This window comes from Tepidiphilus sp. HLB4 (assembly GCF_054823945.1).
The window spans coordinates 1-16,358 of the sequence record NZ_JSYB01000023.1 but is presented as its reverse complement, the minus strand read 5'-3'; the positions used below and the strand labels follow the sequence as shown (position 1 = coordinate 16,358).

Annotated in this window: 19 protein-coding genes and 1 pseudogene; 5 read left to right on the top strand and 15 right to left on the bottom strand. The window is 65.7% G+C overall.

Going from position 1 to position 16,358, the window contains the following annotated elements; all coding sequences use genetic code 11:
* From OA56_RS05835 to OA56_RS05790, 10 genes and pseudogenes are all read right to left on the bottom strand, one after another.
* Positions 1-123: pseudogene (locus tag OA56_RS05835) on the bottom strand (IS481 family transposase); the annotation flags it as partial.
* A 64-nt stretch (positions 124-187) separates the two neighbouring features.
* A complete protein-coding gene (locus OA56_RS05830; protein ID WP_461584017.1) occupies positions 188-469 on the bottom strand; it encodes a helix-turn-helix domain-containing protein in 282 nt (93 codons plus the stop codon).
* Complete coding sequence (locus OA56_RS05825; RefSeq protein WP_461584023.1) at positions 466-801, bottom strand: type II toxin-antitoxin system RelE/ParE family toxin; 336 nt, start codon at positions 799-801, stop codon at positions 466-468. The genes OA56_RS05830 and OA56_RS05825 overlap by 4 nt, the downstream gene beginning before the upstream one ends.
* Before the next feature lie 101 nt (positions 802-902).
* A complete protein-coding gene (locus tag OA56_RS05820) occupies positions 903-2,597 on the bottom strand; it encodes a nuclease-related domain-containing DEAD/DEAH box helicase (RefSeq protein ID WP_461584015.1) in 1,695 nt (564 codons plus the stop codon).
* A 27-nt stretch (positions 2,598-2,624) separates the two neighbouring features.
* Positions 2,625-3,281 (bottom strand): adenylate kinase, encoded by a 657-nt coding sequence (adk, locus tag OA56_RS05815; protein ID WP_461584013.1) that lies wholly within the window; start codon positions 3,279-3,281, stop codon positions 2,625-2,627.
* Between the two features lie 48 nt (positions 3,282-3,329).
* Positions 3,330-4,100 carry a 3-deoxy-manno-octulosonate cytidylyltransferase gene (gene kdsB, locus OA56_RS05810; protein ID WP_055423753.1) on the bottom strand — a complete coding sequence of 257 codons (771 nt, stop codon included), beginning with the start codon at positions 4,098-4,100 and terminating at the stop codon, positions 3,330-3,332.
* On the bottom strand, positions 4,097-4,285 hold the full coding sequence (locus OA56_RS05805; RefSeq protein ID WP_461584011.1) for a Trm112 family protein: 189 nt from the start codon (positions 4,283-4,285) through the stop codon (positions 4,097-4,099). The genes kdsB and OA56_RS05805 overlap by 4 nt, the downstream gene beginning before the upstream one ends.
* Positions 4,218-5,273 (bottom strand): tetraacyldisaccharide 4'-kinase, encoded by a 1,056-nt coding sequence (gene lpxK / locus OA56_RS05800; RefSeq protein WP_461584009.1) that lies wholly within the window; start codon positions 5,271-5,273, stop codon positions 4,218-4,220. The genes OA56_RS05805 and lpxK overlap by 68 nt, the downstream gene beginning before the upstream one ends.
* Positions 5,270-5,698 (bottom strand): ExbD/TolR family protein, encoded by a 429-nt coding sequence (locus OA56_RS05795; RefSeq protein WP_461584007.1) that lies wholly within the window; start codon positions 5,696-5,698, stop codon positions 5,270-5,272. The genes lpxK and OA56_RS05795 overlap by 4 nt, the downstream gene beginning before the upstream one ends.
* A complete protein-coding gene (locus OA56_RS05790) occupies positions 5,695-6,312 on the bottom strand; it encodes a MotA/TolQ/ExbB proton channel family protein (protein WP_461584005.1) in 618 nt (205 codons plus the stop codon). Before OA56_RS05790 ends, OA56_RS05795 begins: the two co-directional genes overlap by 4 nt.
* 310 nt (positions 6,313-6,622) lie before the next feature.
* Between OA56_RS05790 and xseA the strand changes: the two genes are divergently transcribed.
* The 4 genes from xseA (at position 6,623) to tal (ending at position 10,561) form a co-directional block, all read left to right on the top strand.
* Positions 6,623-7,978 (top strand): exodeoxyribonuclease VII large subunit, encoded by a 1,356-nt coding sequence (xseA, locus tag OA56_RS05785; RefSeq protein WP_055423748.1) that lies wholly within the window; start codon positions 6,623-6,625, stop codon positions 7,976-7,978.
* 69 nt (positions 7,979-8,047) lie between these two features.
* Positions 8,048-8,635 carry a superoxide dismutase gene (locus tag OA56_RS05780; RefSeq protein WP_055423747.1) on the top strand — a complete coding sequence of 196 codons (588 nt, stop codon included), beginning with the start codon at positions 8,048-8,050 and terminating at the stop codon, positions 8,633-8,635.
* Positions 8,622-9,479, top strand: coding sequence for a pseudouridine synthase (locus tag OA56_RS05775; RefSeq protein WP_232424753.1), 858 nt, complete (start codon positions 8,622-8,624; stop codon positions 9,477-9,479). Before OA56_RS05780 ends, OA56_RS05775 begins: the two co-directional genes overlap by 14 nt.
* Positions 9,476-10,561, top strand: a complete 1,086-nt coding sequence (gene tal, locus OA56_RS05770) for a transaldolase (protein ID WP_461584002.1) — start codon at positions 9,476-9,478, stop codon at positions 10,559-10,561. The genes OA56_RS05775 and tal overlap by 4 nt, the downstream gene beginning before the upstream one ends.
* 59 nt (positions 10,562-10,620) lie before the next feature.
* Here the strand turns inward: tal and OA56_RS05765 are convergent, their stop codons facing one another.
* Genes OA56_RS05765 through OA56_RS05745 form a run of 5 tightly spaced genes read right to left on the bottom strand, consistent with a single transcriptional unit; the run spans position 10,621 to position 15,809 of the window.
* Positions 10,621-12,498, bottom strand: coding sequence for a chemotaxis protein CheA (locus tag OA56_RS05765; RefSeq protein ID WP_461584021.1), 1,878 nt, complete (start codon positions 12,496-12,498; stop codon positions 10,621-10,623).
* A 51-nt stretch (positions 12,499-12,549) separates the two neighbouring features.
* On the bottom strand, positions 12,550-13,413 hold the full coding sequence (cheZ, locus tag OA56_RS05760) for a protein phosphatase CheZ (protein WP_461584000.1): 864 nt from the start codon (positions 13,411-13,413) through the stop codon (positions 12,550-12,552).
* On the bottom strand, positions 13,410-13,823 hold the full coding sequence (gene cheY, locus OA56_RS05755) for a chemotaxis response regulator CheY (protein ID WP_055423744.1): 414 nt from the start codon (positions 13,821-13,823) through the stop codon (positions 13,410-13,412). Before cheY ends, cheZ begins: the two co-directional genes overlap by 4 nt.
* Positions 13,824-13,846: 23 nt before the next feature.
* On the bottom strand, positions 13,847-14,812 hold the full coding sequence (locus OA56_RS05750) for a chemotaxis protein (protein ID WP_461584019.1): 966 nt from the start codon (positions 14,810-14,812) through the stop codon (positions 13,847-13,849).
* Between the two features lie 22 nt (positions 14,813-14,834).
* Positions 14,835-15,809: a chemotaxis protein gene (locus OA56_RS05745; protein WP_461583998.1), complete on the bottom strand. Its 975-nt coding sequence runs from the start codon at positions 15,807-15,809 to the stop codon at positions 14,835-14,837.
* 153 nt (positions 15,810-15,962) lie between these two features.
* Here OA56_RS05745 and OA56_RS05740 point away from each other — a divergent pair.
* Positions 15,963-16,358 (top strand): hypothetical protein (locus OA56_RS05740; RefSeq protein ID WP_461583996.1); only part of this gene is annotated, 396 nt, incomplete at its 3' end.

Genomic DNA, 16,358 nt, shown 5'->3' with positions numbered 1-16,358 from the left:
GATGTGGTGATTGTACAGCCAGACGTAGCGCTGAATCGTCGCCTCCAACGAGGCTCGGCTATCGAAGCGGTGGGTGGCAAGCACTTCGCTGATGCGGCCGTTGAGCCATTCGACCCTGCCGTCCGCAAAACGAACGGCAGGGTCGACATAAAAATACCGCGTAATCGTCAGGGACCTGACAAGTAAATCAGGTGGTTTCGAGTACCCGCATTTCAATATGAAGCCCAGCAGCCGTTGCCATGTTCACCAGCGTATCGAGGCTAAAGAGTTCGATTTTGCCGCGCATCAGATCGGAGACACGCGGTTGTGTCACGCCGAAAAGCTTGGCCGCTTGTGCCTGGCTCATCCCCGTGCGGGCGATGTGGTCCTTCAACGCCGTCATCAGCGCAGAGCGCAGCTTCATGTTTTCCGCTTCTTCCGGGGTATCCTCGAGGGCATCCCAGACACTGGCGAATCGTTGGTTGCTCATTGGCCGATCTCCTTCAACAACTCCTGATAGCGTTTCTTTGCCAAGTCCAGATCGGCTTTGCTGGTCTTCTCCGTCTTCTTCTGAAAACAGTGAAGCACATAGACGGCATCAGTGAACTTGGCAACATAGACGACCCGAAACGCCCCAGCAGCATCCCGAATTCGAATCTCACGCACACCTAGGCCCACGGTGTTCAGGGGCTTCCAGTCGTCCGGCTCAAGGCCATTCTGCACCCGATCGAGCTGATAGCCCGCCTCACGCTTGGCCGATAACGGAAAAGCGCGAAGGTCATCGAGAGAATTTCCCCGAAATTCGATGGGCTTGGTAGCCATGGTTGGATTATACAAAATTTTATATGTTTCGGCAAGCACGGCAGGCTTGCCCACGGCCGCTGTGGCCTCAGCGCTCAGGCGTGATTATGGCAGCGTTGGATTCAGGACTCCTTTTCCAGCTGCGCTTTCACATCGCGCTCTGCCCGTTCGCTGAGCACCACGGCGGCGCGCCATTCGGCGCGGGTGAGCGCGACATAGAGCCGCCGGCGCACGGATTCATCGAACTGCGCCCAGTCGGTTTCGGTGAGCAGCACCGCCGGAGCGGAGAGCCCCTTGAAACGCAGGACGGTATCGACGAGGAGTTCGCCTTCGCTCCAGCAGGGAGCACCCTGGGCATCGAACCGCCCCGTGAAGCGCCGCACGCGGCAACCAGCGAGCGTGTCCTGCGCAAGGATCGCGCTGTGCCTCCGCCCCTGAAAACTCAATACGGCAACGTCTTGCGGCGCGATCCCTTCGGCGAACCAGCGCTCGAGGACGGTTTCGGTAGCTCGCAGCGGCGCGGCCGGGTCGGCGTCGGGGTAGACCTCGAATTCTGGCGGCTCGCCGGCAAAGGGATGACGCGCGAGGAGGGGTTCTCCGGTGAGTTCGAGCAGATTGAGGGTTTCGACCAGGGCACGCGGCGAGCGGAAGTTCTCGCGGGCGCTGAAGCGGATCGCCTGTGGCAGTTCCGTCTCCCACCACGGGGCCGTGCCGAGGGTGTGGGGATGCACCCGTTGATCGGCATCGAAAAGTACCAACCAGCGGGTATCGGGGGAAACACTGCGACGCAGGGCGGCGAACCACTCGGGTTTCAAATCGGCGGCTTCGTCGAGAATGAGTCCGTCGAGTCCCTGCGCCCAATCCCGATCCTGCGCGAGCGCTGCGACCGCAGCGTCGAAGGTACGGGAATCGGTGAAGTCGAGATGCTCGGTGGTTTTGCGCTGGCGACGCAAGGCGGAGATGGCTCTTTCGTGGAAGGTGGCGATGTCTGCCTCCGCTTCCGGGATCGAGGCGCGCAGCGCATCGGCGAGCATGCGGTTGAAGCACATGTAGCCCCAGCGCGTGCCGCGGCGTCTGGCCTGTTCGAGCCACTGGCGGGCGAGCAGGGTCTTGCCCGAGCCGGCGACGGCCTGGATGCACAGGGCGCTCGCCGCCGGAAGTTCGAGCCGGGTGAGCGTGCTCGCCAGCCCTGCCTGCAAGGCGATGGTCGTGCTGCGCAGCGCACCGGCGAACGCGCGGGGATCGATCGCGAGGCGCAATTCGTCTCGCAGAAAGGCGCTCACTTTGGCGACCCGCTGCGGGTCGATCGGCGTGCTGCGCAACCACTCGCCGAGGAGCGTTCCCAGATACGGCACGGCAGCGGCATCGACGATGCGGCTGCGCGGGTAATGCGCCGTCTCGGCGTTTGCCGGCACGCTCACGTCGGGAAGCACCAGGGCATGCGCCACGTATGCGTCGATTCCCGCCTTGCGCAGCTTCTGGATCATTGCCTGATGCTGCAGGCGGCATTGCGAGGAGATATTTTTGCGCCCGGTGCCGGCGTAGCGTTTCACCGGGCCTTTGGGGGTCCAGTCGATCTCTCCCGCCTTGATCTCCAGGATCGCCAGATGACCTGCCGGAGAGACGACCACGACATCCCATTCGCCGAGCTGCAAGAAGCCGTTGACGTCGTTTTGCCAAGGGATGCCGTGGAAGACCTGCCAGTCTTCCGGCAGGTCGTGCACGAGGGCTTCGACGACGTCGAGCTCGCGCTGCTGTCCGGGCAGCAGGCAAGACATCTGGTCGAGAGGCCATGCGGAAGGATGCCGTTGCGCCATGCGTGACCGATCGCCCCCGCGCCTTCGTCAGCTGGAGAGCGCCTCCAGGATGCGCTGCGTCACTTCTTCCACCGGCCCCAGACCCGAGACCTTGCGCACCTTGGGCGCGGCGGGATCACCGCTTTCCGCCCACGCCTCGTAATAGGCGATGAGCGGTTTCGTCTGCTCGTGATAGACCGCCAGGCGCTTGCGCACCACTTCTTCGCGGTCGTCGTCGCGCTGCACGAGCGGCTCGCCGGTGACGTCGTCCTTGCCCGGCACCTTGGGTGGGTTGTAGCGCACGTGATAGGTGCGGCCGGACGCCGGATGCACCAGGCGGCCGCTCATGCGATCGATGATCTCCTCGTCGGGCACCTCGATCACCAGCACGTAATCGAGCGGGATGCCGCCTTCCTTGAGCGCCTCGGCCTGCGCGATCGTGCGCGGGAAGCCGTCGAACAGGTAGCCCGCCTGGCAGTCGGGCTGCTGCAGACGCTCGCGCACCAGGCCGATGATGATGTCGTCGGAAACCAGTCCGCCTTCGTCCATCACCTTCTTCGCCGCGAGCCCCAGCGGCGTTCCCGCCTTCACCGCGGCGCGCAGCATGTCGCCGGTGGAGATCTGCGGAATACCGAACTTCTCCTTGATGATGGTAGCCTGCGTCCCTTTGCCCGCGCCGGGCGGTCCCAGAAGAATCAAGCGCACGATCCCCTCTCCTTTATGATTGACGACGAAAACGGAAGTAGCCGGTCTTCATGCGGCCCCGGCGAGCATGCGACGTACCCGCTCCAGGTCCTGCGGCGTATCGATGCCGGGCGCCGGGGCCGAGTCGAGCACTTTGATCTGGATGGTGTATCCGTACCACAGAGCGCGCAACTGCTCCAGCATCTCGAACCGCTCCAGTGCGCAAGGCGCGAGCCTGGAGAACGCGCGCAGGAAAACAGCCCGGTAAGCGTACAAACCGACGTGGCGCAAGGCTGGCAGCCCCTCGGGCAGGCGCGCCGGACGCCCGGCGGCGAAAGCGTCCCGCCCCCAGGGCAGCGGCGCCCGGGAAAAATAGAGCGCCCGTCCCGTGGCGTCGCACACCACCTTCACCGCATTCGGGTCGAAGAATTCTTCCACCGAGTCGATGGGATGCGCCAGCGTGGCGATCGCCGCCTCGGGCGTGAGCGCGAGCACCTGGGCCGCTGTGCGGATCGCGTCCGGATCGATCAGCGGCTCGTCGCCCTGCACGTTCACCACGATCGCCTCGTTCTCCCAGCCCAGGCGCTCGACCACCTCGGCGAGCCGGTCGGTGCCGGAGGCGTGGTCGGCGCGCGTGAGGATCGCCCGGCCGCCGGCCTGCTCCACCGCGGCCGCCACTTCCGGTGCGTCGGTCGCTACCCACACTTCGTCGGCGCCGCTCGCCACGGCCCGCTCCCACACCCGCACCACCATCGGTTTGCCGGCGAGATCGACGAGTGGCTTGTTCGGCAGGCGCGTGGACGCGAGCCGCGCCGGGATCACCACGCGAAACCCGCTCACTTGAGCGCCTCGACTTCCTCGGCCGTCATCGGGCGCGCCTCGTCGGCGAGCATCACCGGGATGCCGTCGCGGATTGGATAGGCCAGACGATCGGCGCGGCAGACGAGCTCCTGCCGCTCACGGTCGTATTTGAGCGGCCCCTTGCACAGCGGGCATACCAGCACGTCCAGCAGACGAGTGTCCATGTATTCGCTCCAGAATGCGCTCGACGAGCGTCTCGTCGAGCCGGGCGCGCACCGTCAGCACCCAATCGTGCGGCCGCGCGTATGCCCGGCATTTTACCGCATCCTTGCTGGTGAAAATCCGCCACTCGCCAGGAGCGCCGAAGTCCAGATCCTCCGCCGTGTAGGGGTGGTGATCGGGAAAGGCGTGCGGCACCACCTCGGCGCCCAGGGCGCGCAGCGTGGCGAAGAAGCGCTCCGGTCGGCCGATGCCCGCCACGGCATGCACCCGCCGTCCGGAAAGCGCCGCAAGCGGCAGCCTGCGCGAAGGGTCGTCGAGCGAGACGAGCGCTTCGGGTTCGAGCCGCAGCCCGTGAAGCGGCACCCCGGCCGGCACCAGAGTGCGCACCTGCCGCGGGTCGTGCGCCACCACGGCATCGACCGTGCGCAGGCGCGAGAGCGGCTCGCGCAAGGGCCCGGCCGGCAGCAGCCAGCCGTTGCCCAAAGCGCCCCGATCGAGCACCACGAGCTCGAAGTCGCGCTGGAGCCGCAGATGCTGCAGGCCGTCGTCGGCAACTACCAGACGCACGTCGGGATGGCGCCGCAGCAGCTCGGCCACGGCGGCGCAGCGCGCGCGCCCCACCACCACCGGCACCTGCGCTTCGCGTGCGAGCAGCACCGGCTCGTCGCCATAGCAGGCGGGATCGCCCTCGGCCGGCACTTCCGCCGTTCCCTCGAGGTTACCGCCATAGCCGCGGCTGACGATGCCGCAGCGCACACCTCGCGCCTCGAGCGCGCGGGCGAGCGCCGCGACCACCGGCGTCTTGCCGCTGCCACCCACGTTGAGATTTCCCACCACCAGCACGAACACCGGCGGCCGGCAGCGCCGCAGCCAGCCGTGGCGATAGGCGAGCGCGCGCAGCCGCACCGCAAGGCCGAAGAGCCAGGAGAAAGGAAGAAGCGCCAGCGCCACGGCGCCGCGATGCGACCACCACGCCGGCGCCGAGATCATCGCGATTCGACGCGCTCGACGGAGAAAGTGAGCCTGTCGAAGCCGGCACGCTGGGCCGCGCGCATCACGTCGATCACGCGCTGGTGCGGCGTCTTGGCGTCCGCTTCGATGATGATGGTCGGCTGCGATCCGGAAGGGATCACCGCCCTGAGCGCCGATTCGATGTCCTCCACGCTGCCGAGTCCCACGGCGCGCTCGCCGACGAACACGGCTCCGTCGGCGGTGATCGCCACCACCCATTCCTTGGGCGCGGCGTCGGCCGGCACCGCCGCGTCGGCCTCGGGAAGATCGATCTTGAGCTGCGCCGTCTGGGAAAAGGTGGTCGTCACGCTCAGAAAGATCAGGATCACCAGCACCACATCGATGAGCGGCACCAGGCTGATGTAGGGCTCCTCACAGGAGTCGCCGCGGTCACGGAACTTCATGACGCGTTCCTTGCCCGCTCCCCGTGCGCCACTTCCACCAGACGCACTGCCTCCTGCTCCATCTCGATCACCAGGGAATCGACGTAGGCACGGAAATGGCGCCAGAAGATGGTCGCGGGAATGGCGATGATGAGGCCGAGCCCGGTGGTGTTGAGCGCCACCGAGATGCCGTGCGCCAGCTGCTGGGGATTGGCGCCGGCCGCCGACTGCGACGCGAAGATCTCGATCATCCCCACGATGGTGCCGAGCAGGCCCAGCAGCGGCGAGATGGCCGCGATGGTCCCCAGCGCCGTGAGATAGCGTTCGAGCTCGTGCGCCACCACCCGGCCGGCATCCTCGATCGCTTCTTTCATCACCTCGCGCGAGGAACCGTAGTTGCGCAGCCCCGCCGCCAACACGCGGCCCAGAGGAGAATGCCCTTCCAGCCGCTGTGCCAGTTCCAGTGGGGAAGCGCCCCGGCGCAGCTCCTCGAGCACCGAATCGAGCAGCCCCGGCGGATTGATGCGCTTGCGCCGCAGCGTCCAGGCGCGTTCGATGATGATCGCCACCGCCAGGATGGAGGCGAGCAGAAGCGGCCAGATCGGCCAACCAGAAGCCTGTATCACCGACCACACGGAAGAAATTCCTTTCACGGATGCGTTGCGTCCGGCATTATACGCTCGAACCGGAGGCGCGTCGTTTCGAGGTTTTTCGCTCTTCCACAAAGTCTGTGGATAACTTTGTGCATGAACGGACAAAAGCAGGCATAACCCCTGCACCCACGCGAGGAAGCTCACTCTGCCACATTTTTCAGCAACAAATTTTTACATTGAAAATCAATCGATTAGGAAAAACAGCCTGTGGATCAAGGTCTTCCGGAGCAAAGTTACCGTGCCGTGACATCCCGTGTCCCGATGGGGATGAAACCCCGGTACAATCGCGCGCATGAAGCCCGATCCCACCCTCTTCGTCCCTCCTGCCGAAACCGTCGGCCAGCTCACACAGCGCATCAAGGAGTGCCTCGAAACGGGGTTCTCCGAGGTCAACGTCATCGGCGAGATCTCCGGCCTCACCCTCGCCGCCTCGGGGCACTGCTACTTCACGCTCAAGGACGAAACCGCGGCGCTACGCTGCGTGCTGTGGCGGCGTCAGGCGACGATGTTCGCACGGCTACTCGCCGAGGGACACAGCGTGGAGGCAGCGGGCGAGCTGAGCGTCTATGCCCCTCGAGGCGAGTACCAGCTGGTGGTGCGCGGCCTCAAGCCGGCCGGCGCCGGTCTGCTGTGGCAGCGTTTCCTCGCCGTCAGAGCCAAGCTCGAAGCCGAGGGGCTCTTCGCCGCTGAAAGGAAGCGGCCCCTGCCGCGCCGGCCGCGGCGCATCGCCCTCATCACCTCGCCGGCAGGGGACGCCATCCATGACGTGCTGCGCACGCTGCGCCAGCGCGCCCCCCTCGTCGAGATCGTGCTGCTGCCCACGCTGGTGCAAGGCGCGGAAGCGCCGGCGCAAATGGTGGCAGCGCTTGCACTCCTTGGCGAGGCTGCGGCGCGGCTCGGCATCGAAGCGGCACTGCTCGTGCGCGGCGGCGGCAGCCCCGAAGATCTCATGGCCTACAACGACGAGGCGCTTGCCCGCGCGATCGCCGCAAGCCCCGTGCCGATCGTGAGCGGCGTCGGGCACGAAGCCGACGTGAGCATCGCCGATCTGGTGGCCGACGTGCGCGCCCCCACCCCCACCGGCGCAGCGATGCTGCTGAGCCAAGGCTGGACCGAACTGCCGCTCGAACTCGATCTGCTGGCGCGGCGCCTGCAGCGGGCGCTGCGCGAGCGTCTGCTCACCGAAAACCAGCGACTCGACCGCCTGCAGCTGCGCCTCACCCACCCCGCGGCGCGCCTGTCCGAGGCCCGGCGACGGCTCGAAGGGCTGCACGCGCGGCTTACGGCGGCGCAGCGGCGCACGCTCGCCGAATCGCGGCTGCGGCTCGATGCGCTGCACCGGCGCCTTGCCGCCGCCCGGCCCACGCTCGCCGGACACCGCGCCCGGCTCGACGCCTTCGCGCAGCGCTTGCCGCGGGCGGCAGCGCAGGCGATCGAAGCCCAGCATCGGCGCATCGAACGCCTCGCCGATCGACTCGAAGCGCTCGACCCCAAGGCGGTGCTGGAACGCGGTTATGTGCTGGTGAGCGACACCGCCGGGCAGGTGCTCACGAGCACGGGGCAACTCGCCGAAAGGCAAGACATCCGCCTCGAATTCCACGATGGCCGTGCCATGGCCGAGGTTGTCGGGGTGGAAAAGTCCGACTAAAATAGTAAAGGTTTTTCCTCACCCCCTCGCCGGACCGAACGCCGGCCCTTCACGCAAAGGAGAGAGAACATGGAACACAAACTGCCCGAACTGCCCTACCCGAAAAACGCGCTTGCCCCCTACATCTCCGAAGAGACGATGGAGTACCACTACGGCAAGCACCATCAGGCCTACGTCACCAACCTCAACAACCTCATCAAGGGCACGGAATACGAGAACATGGACCTCGAGTCCATCGTCAAGAAAGCCCCGGCCGGCCCGATCTACAACAACGCGGCGCAGACCTGGAACCACACCTTCTTCTGGCACTGCATGAAGCCCAACGGCGGCGGTGAGCCCAAAGGAGCCCTGCTCGATGCCATCAAGGCCAAATGGGGCAGCTTCGACGAATTCAAGAAAGTCTTCCACACCAGCGCCGTGGGCAACTTCGGCTCCGGCTGGACGTGGCTGGTGAAGAAAGCCGATGGTTCGGTCGACGTGGTCAACATGGGCGCGGCCGGCACGCCGCTCACCACGGGTGATACGCCGCTGCTGTGCATCGACGTGTGGGAGCACGCCTACTACATCGACTACCGCAACCGCCGCGCCGACTTCGTCACCGCCTTCCTCGAACACCTGGTCAACTGGGAGTTCGCGGAGCGCAATTACGCCGCCTGACGCCCTGAACCCAGCGGCGCCCCAGCGCGACGAGCCTTCGCTCCTGCATGAGGACGAACGGCTCGTCGCCGTTTTCAAGCCCTCCGGCTGGCTGGTCCATCCCACCGAGCTCGACGCGCGCGAATCCCGCATCCTGATGCGCTGGCTGCGCGGTCGCCTCGGCCGGCATGTCTTCCCCGTCCATCGCCTCGACAAACCGACCTCCGGGCCGGTGCTCTTCGCGCTCGACGCAGCCGCTGCCGCCGCCCTGGCCGCCGACTTCGCCGGCCGGCGCGTGGCGAAGCGCTACCTCGCCGTGGTGCGGGGGCATCCGCCCGAAACCCTGACGATCGATCGGCCGCTGTCGCGCATCGCCCGCACCGTGCCGGGGCCGCGCGACGCGGAGAAAGCGGCGTGCACCGAGCTACGGCGCCTGGCGACGATCGAACTGCCCTGGCCCAACGACCGTCATCCCACCAGCCGCTACGCGCTCGTGGCCTGCTATCCGGACGGCGGACGCCAGCACCAGATCCGCCGCCATCTGCGCCATGCCGGCTACCCCCTCATCGGCGACACCACCTACGGTCACGGTTTACACAACCGCCTGTGGCGCGAGCACCTGGGCGTGTCGCGCCTGCTGCTCACCTGCTGCGATCTGGCGGTGCGCTACCCCGACAGCGGTGCACTGCTCGCGCTGCACGCGCTCGATGCGACCTTCGCCACGCTCGCCCGCCGGCTCGGCTGGGAAGAGGCGCTTTCCTTCGTCGAGGCGCCGCACGAAGATGATATGCTAAGGGCGAAGATCGCCGCCCTGGCGGCCCCTCTGGCAAGCTCCTGCGACGACGCCCTGGAAGACGACACATGACGACCCGAACCGTGCTGCATCAGCTCCTCGAACTCGGCCAGCAGATCTGGCTCGACCACCTCTCGCGCGACCTCCTCGAGGGCGGACGGCTCGCCCAGCTGTTGGAAATCGGCGTGAGCGGCATTACGACCAATCCTTCCATCTTCGAAAACGCCATCGCCAAAAGCCCCCTCTATCGGGAAGACGCCGAAGCCTTGCGCCGCACGTCGCTGCCGCCGCCGGAACGGCTCGAGCGACTCACCTTCGCCGACGTGCGCCGCGCCTGCGACCTGCTCCTTCCGCTGTGGGAAGCCTCGGGCGGGGAGCGCGGCTACGTGAGCCTGGAAGTGGACCCGGCGCTCGCGCACGATGCCGCCGGCACGATCGCCGCCGCCCGGCGGGTGCATGCCGCGATCGAACGCCCCAATCTGCTCGTCAAGATTCCCGGCACCGCCGCCGGCGCCGAAGCGCTCGAAGCGCTCGTCGCCGAGGGGATCAACGTCAACGTGACGCTGCTCTTCTCGCGCACGCAGTACCGGCGCGTCGTCGAGGCCTATCGGCGTGGCCTCGAGCAACGTCAAGCCGCCGGCCGGCCGCTCGCACCCATGTTCGGCGTGGCGAGCCTCTTCCTCTCCCGGCTCGACACGGCCGTCGATGCGCTCCTTGCCGAGCGCGCGCCCGAACGCCCCGACTGGCAGGGCAAGACCGCGGTGGCCTTCGCCAAGCTCGCCTATCGGGACTTTCTGCAGCATTTCGGCGAGGGCGCTTTCGGCTCCTTGCGCCGCGCCGGAGCCCGGGCGCAGCGGCCGCTGTGGGCGAGCACCAGCACCAAGAACCCCGCTTATCCGGATCTGCTTTACGTGGAACCGCTGGTGGGGCCGGAGACGGTCAATACCCTGCCCGAGGCGACGCTGACGGCGCTCCTCGATCATGGCCAGGCGCGCGGCGCGACGATCGTGGAAGACGTCGACGCTGCCCAGGCGCACTGGGCGCGATGCGCCCGGCTCGACATCGACCTCGAGGCGATCGGAGAGACGCTGCAGCAGCAGGGCCTGGCCCAGTTCGAGGCGGCGCAGCAACGGCTCCTCGCGCTCCTTGCCTGAAACGACGGCGGCGGGACATGCCCGCCGCCTTTACCTTCACTTACAGCGCACCCTTTGCCTCAAGCCGAAGCGACGGCTTTCTTCGCTTCGAGCGCGGCCTTGCTCACCCCTTTGGTGCCCGTACCGGTCTCGAAGAGCTCCTTCATGTCGAGGATCAGCACGATCTGGCCGTTCGAGAGGATGGTCACCCCGGCCACGCCTTTGGGGCGGAAATCCTCCAGCGACTTGATCACCGCGTCCTCACGGCCAGCGAAGGTGTCGATGCCGAGGATGAAGGAGAATTCGGCCATCTGCATGAGCACCCCATAGGCCGGGGTACGCTCCAGCCTCCAGTTGAGGAGGTTGGCCAGCGGCAGGATGGGCAGTACTTCGCCGCGCACGAAGAGCGTCGCCCGCCCGCCGACCTCGCGCACTTCGTCGAGGTGGATCGGCAGGATCTCGCGCACCATGGAGAGCGGCACGGCGAAAGGCTGCTCGCCCAGGCGCACCAGCAACACCGGCAGGATCGCCAAGGTGAGCGGCAGGTTGATGATGAAGGTGGTGCCGCGCCCGACTTCGGAGCGCACGTCGATGGTGCCGTTGAGCTTGGTGATGTTGGTGCGCACCACGTCAGTGCCCACCCCTCGGCCGGAGACGTCGGAGACGCGGTCGGCCATGGAAAAGCCGGGCAGGAAGATGAGGTTCAGGCTCTGACGCTCGTCGAGGCTGTTGGCCTCTTCCGGCGTGATCAGCCCTTTCTCCACCGCCTTGGCACGGATCTTCTCGGGGTCCATACCACGGCCGTCGTCGGCGACGATTATGACGATGTGATCTCCTTCCTGCTTGGCGGCCAGCGTCACCGTCCCCTGCGGCGGCTTGCCCACGGCAACGCGCTCATCGGGCATCTCGATGCCGTGATCGACTGCGTTGCGGATGAGGTGGATGAGCGGATCGGAGAGATCCTCGATCATGGTCTTGTCGATCTCGGTCTCTTCCCCCTGGATGACGAGCTCGACTTCCTTGCCCAACTGCCGTGCCAGGTCGCGCGCGATGCGGGGATATTTCTGAAAGAGGCGCCCGATGGGCTGCATGCGCGTCTTCATGACGGCGTTTTGCAGGTCGGAGACGAGAAGGTCGAGCTGGTTGACCGCCACGTCGAGCGCGTGCAACGTATCCGGATCGGTTTTGCCCGAGAGGATGTCGCTCCTGAGGGCCGTGAGGCGGTTCTTGGTGAGCCCGATCTCGCCGGCGAGATTGAGCACCTGATCGAGCCGGGCGGTGTCGACCCGGATGGCGGTTTCGCGCTGCACCGTCTCCTTGCGCGCGAGCGGCACCATCGGACGCCGGGCTGCGGCCACGGGTACGCCAGCCCGCCCCTCCTCTTCGTCCGGTTTCCCTTTGGCCTCGTTGCTGGGCGGAGCAGCCGATCCCCCGGAACCCGACGGCGCCTTTGCGGCGGCTGCACCCGCGCCGGTCACGGCGGCGTGCAGCGCGTCCCAGTCCGGTTCGGCCGCGTTCGGCTGCTGCGCGTTGGTTTGGGTCTGGGTCGCACCCGTTGCGGCAGCCTCGGCGCCTTGTTCCAGCTTGCCGGAGATGGCGAGCCGCAGGCGTTCGAGCAACTGCGGATCGGCCGGCGGCGGCTGGACGCTGCGTTCGAGATAGCCGAACATCTCGCGCACCGCCGCGGTGGCTTCCAGGATCACGTCCATCAGCGCCGGGCTCAGATGCAGCTCGCCGTTACGCAGCTTGTCGAAGAGGTTTTCGGTGAGATGGCACAGGGTGACGAGCTCCTGTGCCCCCAAGAAACCCGCTCCTCCCTTGATGGTGTGGAATCCACGGAAGATCTCGTTCAAGAGCGCGCGATCCTCGGGGTTGCGCTCGAGTTCGACGAGCTTGTTGTCGACTCCCGAGAGTAGGTCCTCGGCCTCGACGAGAAAATCCTGCAACAGGTCCTGCATTCCGGCAAAGTCGCTCACGGCCGTTCTCCCTTACTGATTGCCGAGGCCACCTCAAAAGCCCAGGCTTTTCAACAAATCGTCCACCTCTTCCTGCGAGGTAATGACACCTTCCTTGCGCGTGTCGATCACCGGCCCGTTCATCAGCGAAACTTCGACCGCCTTCTTCGGCCGCGCCTCCTCCGGAATCGCCTCGATGAGGATCTGCAGCAGCTCCGTCTCGATGCGGCCGACGATCTCGATCACTTTCTTGATCACCTGGCCGGTGAGATCCTGGAAATCCTGCGCCATCATGATTTCCATGAGCTGCTGCGTGGTCGCGCGCGAGGTGTCGGCCGCATCGACGAGGAAAGCCCGGGTGTCGTGGGCGAGCTCGCGGAATTCCTGCGGCGAGAGGCGGTTGGCGAAGAGATCGTCCCAACGCTTCTTGAGCGCCTCGGCTTTCTCGGCAAGCGACTTCTGCAGGGGAATCGCGATGTCGGTGGCGTTGAGCACGCGCGAGGCGGCCTGTTCGGTCATCTGCGCGATGTAGTGCAGGCGCTGGCGCGCATCGGGCACGGCCTGGGCCGCTTCGGCGATGACCGTCTCGCAGCCCAGCTCCTTGAGCGCCTCGTGCAGCTGGCGCGCCACCTTGCCGAGGCGCTGAACGAGATCATCGTGCGGCACTTTGGATGGCGCCGGCGCCGGCGCAGCTGGCGACTCCTGCGTCGCACCTTCCGCGTCGGCGCTGAACTGCTGGGCCACGGCGTCGAAGAGCGCCTGCAACTCGTCACTGTCTCCTTGCGCGGACTCTTCGGGCTCCGACACGCTGCCCGCCGAGCCGACGATACTGTCGAAGAGCGCCTGCAGCTCGTCGTTGTCGCCGCTCGAGTCGGTTTGGCGTTCCGCGGAACGCTCATCAGGCGTTTTCTTGCTCATTGCGCCGATCCTCCGGCCGGTTTCTTGCCCATTTTCTCGAAAATGCGATCGATTTTTTCGGCCAACACCGCCGCGGTGAAGGGCTTGACGATGTAGCCGGAAGCCCCGGCCTGGGCCGCAGCGATGATGTTCTCTTTCTTCGCCTCGGCGGTGACCATGAGCACCGGCAGGTGCTTGAGCTTGTCGCTGCTGCGGATCTTGCGCAGCAGCGTCAGCCCGTCCATGTTCGGCATGTTCCAATCGGTGATGACGAAATCGTAGGGCTGCGACTCGAGCTTGTGCAGCGCCGCCACGCCGTCCTCGGCCTCGTCGACGTTGGTGTAGCCCAGCTCCTTCAAGAGGTTGCGCAAGATACGACGCATCGTCGAGAAGTCATCCACGACCAGGAAGCGCGTCTTGTCGTCCGCCATCTAGCATTCTCCGTTGTTCTTTGTCAGCGCATCAGCAGCGGCCGCAAGGTCTCGGCCAGCATCTGCGCGTCGAATTTTTCCACGTACCCGTCGACCCCCACGCGCTCGCCCATGGCGCGGTTGGCCTGCGAGGTAAGCGACGAATACATGATCACGGGAATACCGTCGAAGCGGGGATCGGCCTTGATGTTCTTGGTGAGCACGTAGCCGTCCATCTCGGGCATCTCGGCGTCGGTGAGGATCACGTCGAGCTGATCGCGCAAGGCCGTTCCCGTCTGCTCGGCGAAATTGGCCATGCTTTGCAGCCGCTCCCAGGCTTCCATGCCGTTGTTGGCGTGCGTGTGCTTGACGCCGAGCTTGTCGAGCACCTCGGCGATCTTCTTGCGCGCCACGCTCGAATCGTCGACGAAGAAGACGTGCCGGCGATGACCGTCGGGAATCGGCAGGATGACGCCCACCACCGCCTCGCCGAAGGTCTTGGCGAGCACCGCCTCGACGTCGATGATCGACACCAGGCGCCCGTCGGGCAGCTCGGTGATGGAAGTGATCATGCCGTGCACCTGCGAGGAGACGTTCTCCGGCTCGCGCACCTTGGACCATTCCACCCGGATGATGCGATCGACTGCATCGACCAGGAATCCCAGCGTTTTGCGGCAGTATTCGGCCACCATCATCGCCGGTGCGATGCGATCGTCCATCGGCGCGAGCTCCATCACCTTGGCGAGCGACACCACCGGGATCACGTTGCCCCGCAGGCTCACCAGCCCTTCCACGCCGGGCGGCACGTTGGGTGCGCGCGTGATGAAGGGCGTGGCCATCACCTCGCGCACCTTGAAGACGTTGATGCCGAAGGTCTCGGACGTCCCGAGGGAAAAGAGCAGGATCTCGAAGCGGTTCGAGCCGGCGAGCCCCGCGCGCGCCTCGATCTCTTCGAAACGCCCGGGCGTTTTCTCGGCCTCGGGATCGACCAGCTCCGGTTCGATCACCATGGGTTCGGACGGATTGGCCATTTCAGCCCTCCTTGGCGGTTTCCTGACGTTTGGCGAACAGGCGCTGCAGCGTCTCGGCGAGTTCGCGCGGATGGAATTTGGGGACGTATTCGTCGACGCCCACCGATTTGCCCAGATACTGGTTCTGCATACCCGAGAGAGAAGAATGCATCAACACCGGCACGCCGGTGAAGCGCCGGTCGGATTTGATCTTCTTCGTGAGGATGAACCCATCCATCTCGGGCATCTCGATATCGGTGATCACGGCGCTGACGAAGTCGGTGATGGGACGACCGGTGATCTTGGCGCGCTCGGCGGCTTTTTCCAGATTCTCCCAGGCGATGCGGCCATTGACCGCGCCGACGTAGCGCACCCCCATCTTCTGCAGGGTGCGCTCGATCTGGTCGCGCGCCACCGCCGAATCGTCGGCGAAATACACGGTGTATTTGTCGCCATCCGGAAGCGGCTCGATGCCGGCGTAGAGATCTTCGGCCTCGTCGTACTTGGTGATGTCGGAGAGCACCCGCTCCACGTCGAGCAGCATCACGAGGCGCCCATCGGGAAGCTCCGTGACCGCAGTCACCAGGCCGCCCGTTTTGGCCGTGAGCATCTCGGGCGGCACGCGGATCTGCGACCAGTCGAGCCGCAGGATGGTATCGACCGACTCGACGAGGAAGCCCTGCACCTTGCCGTTGTATTCGGTGATGATCATGATGTTGCGCTCGCTGCCGGGCTCCACCCCGACGTATTCGCCCAGGTCGACCACCGGCACGAGCACTCCGCGCAGGCTCACCACCCCTTTCACGGCAGGCGGCATGTCGGGCGCGGCGGTGATGGGCGGGGTCTTCATCACCTCGCGCACCTTGAAGACGTTGATGCCGTAGGTCTCGCGCCGCTTGGTGACCTTGCTCACGCCGAGCGTGAAGAGCAGGATCTCGAGCTTGTTGGTGCCGGCGAGCTTGGTGCGCTCGTCGATGCGTTTGAGTAGGTCGGACATCGCGCCACTCCCGTGGAAGTTTCCATAGTTTATATTACGGCATCGCTTTCATGAACTTTAGGAGAATTGCCGCGTTTTTTCGGCCTATTTTTTCCTCAAGTTTTGGCAAGGCATGCCGTAATATGCTTCCATGCCATGTCCGGGAGCAAAATCATGCTATTTGGCGACAAAAACCGTCTGCGCGAGCTCGAGTCCCGCATCCAGTCTTTAGACGAAGAGATTCGTCGCAAGGAAAACGAGCTCGCGACCCTGCGCCGCCAGCTCGAAGAAGCCCAGGCCGAAGCCGATCGCTGCCGCTGGGAGAGCGACGCCATGCGCCGTGTGAGCGAGGAATTCAAGGCGTTTCACACCTCGCTTGTCCAGGTGCAGGGTAGTGTCGGCACCTTGGCGCAGCGCAGCGACGAAGACCGGGAAACCGCCGAGCAGGCCTTCGAACGTGCCGAAGTGAGCCGCGAAGCGGCCGAGGCGATCGCCCAGAGCCTGCGCCAGCTCGCCGAGCGCTCCCAGAGCGCGGCGCAGAAAGTCGGCGCGCTCGATGCGCGGGCGCAG

Excerpts from the sequence above, each read along its gene's own strand:
- OA56_RS05830 (WP_461584017.1), bottom strand. The coding sequence starts at position 469 with ATGAGCAACCAACGATTCGCCAGTGTCTGGGATGCCCTCGAGGATACC.
- OA56_RS05825 (WP_461584023.1), bottom strand. The coding sequence starts at position 801 with ATGGCTACCAAGCCCATCGAATTTCGGGGAAATTCTCTCGATGACCTT.
- OA56_RS05820 (WP_461584015.1), bottom strand. The coding sequence starts at position 2,597 with ATGGCGCAACGGCATCCTTCCGCATGGCCTCTCGACCAGATGTCTTGC.
- OA56_RS05805 (WP_461584011.1), bottom strand. The coding sequence starts at position 4,285 with ATGGACACTCGTCTGCTGGACGTGCTGGTATGCCCGCTGTGCAAGGGG.
- lpxK (WP_461584009.1), bottom strand. The coding sequence starts at position 5,273 with ATGATCTCGGCGCCGGCGTGGTGGTCGCATCGCGGCGCCGTGGCGCTG.
- OA56_RS05795 (WP_461584007.1), bottom strand. The coding sequence starts at position 5,698 with ATGAAGTTCCGTGACCGCGGCGACTCCTGTGAGGAGCCCTACATCAGC.
- xseA (WP_055423748.1), top strand. The coding sequence starts at position 6,623 with ATGAAGCCCGATCCCACCCTCTTCGTCCCTCCTGCCGAAACCGTCGGC.
- OA56_RS05780 (WP_055423747.1), top strand. The coding sequence starts at position 8,048 with ATGGAACACAAACTGCCCGAACTGCCCTACCCGAAAAACGCGCTTGCC.
- tal (WP_461584002.1), top strand. The coding sequence starts at position 9,476 with ATGACGACCCGAACCGTGCTGCATCAGCTCCTCGAACTCGGCCAGCAG.
- OA56_RS05765 (WP_461584021.1), bottom strand. The coding sequence starts at position 12,498 with ATGCAGGACCTGTTGCAGGATTTTCTCGTCGAGGCCGAGGACCTACTC.
- cheZ (WP_461584000.1), bottom strand. The coding sequence starts at position 13,413 with ATGAGCAAGAAAACGCCTGATGAGCGTTCCGCGGAACGCCAAACCGAC.
- cheY (WP_055423744.1), bottom strand. The coding sequence starts at position 13,823 with ATGGCGGACGACAAGACGCGCTTCCTGGTCGTGGATGACTTCTCGACG.
- OA56_RS05750 (WP_461584019.1), bottom strand. The coding sequence starts at position 14,812 with ATGGTGATCGAACCGGAGCTGGTCGATCCCGAGGCCGAGAAAACGCCC.
- OA56_RS05745 (WP_461583998.1), bottom strand. The coding sequence starts at position 15,809 with ATGTCCGACCTACTCAAACGCATCGACGAGCGCACCAAGCTCGCCGGC.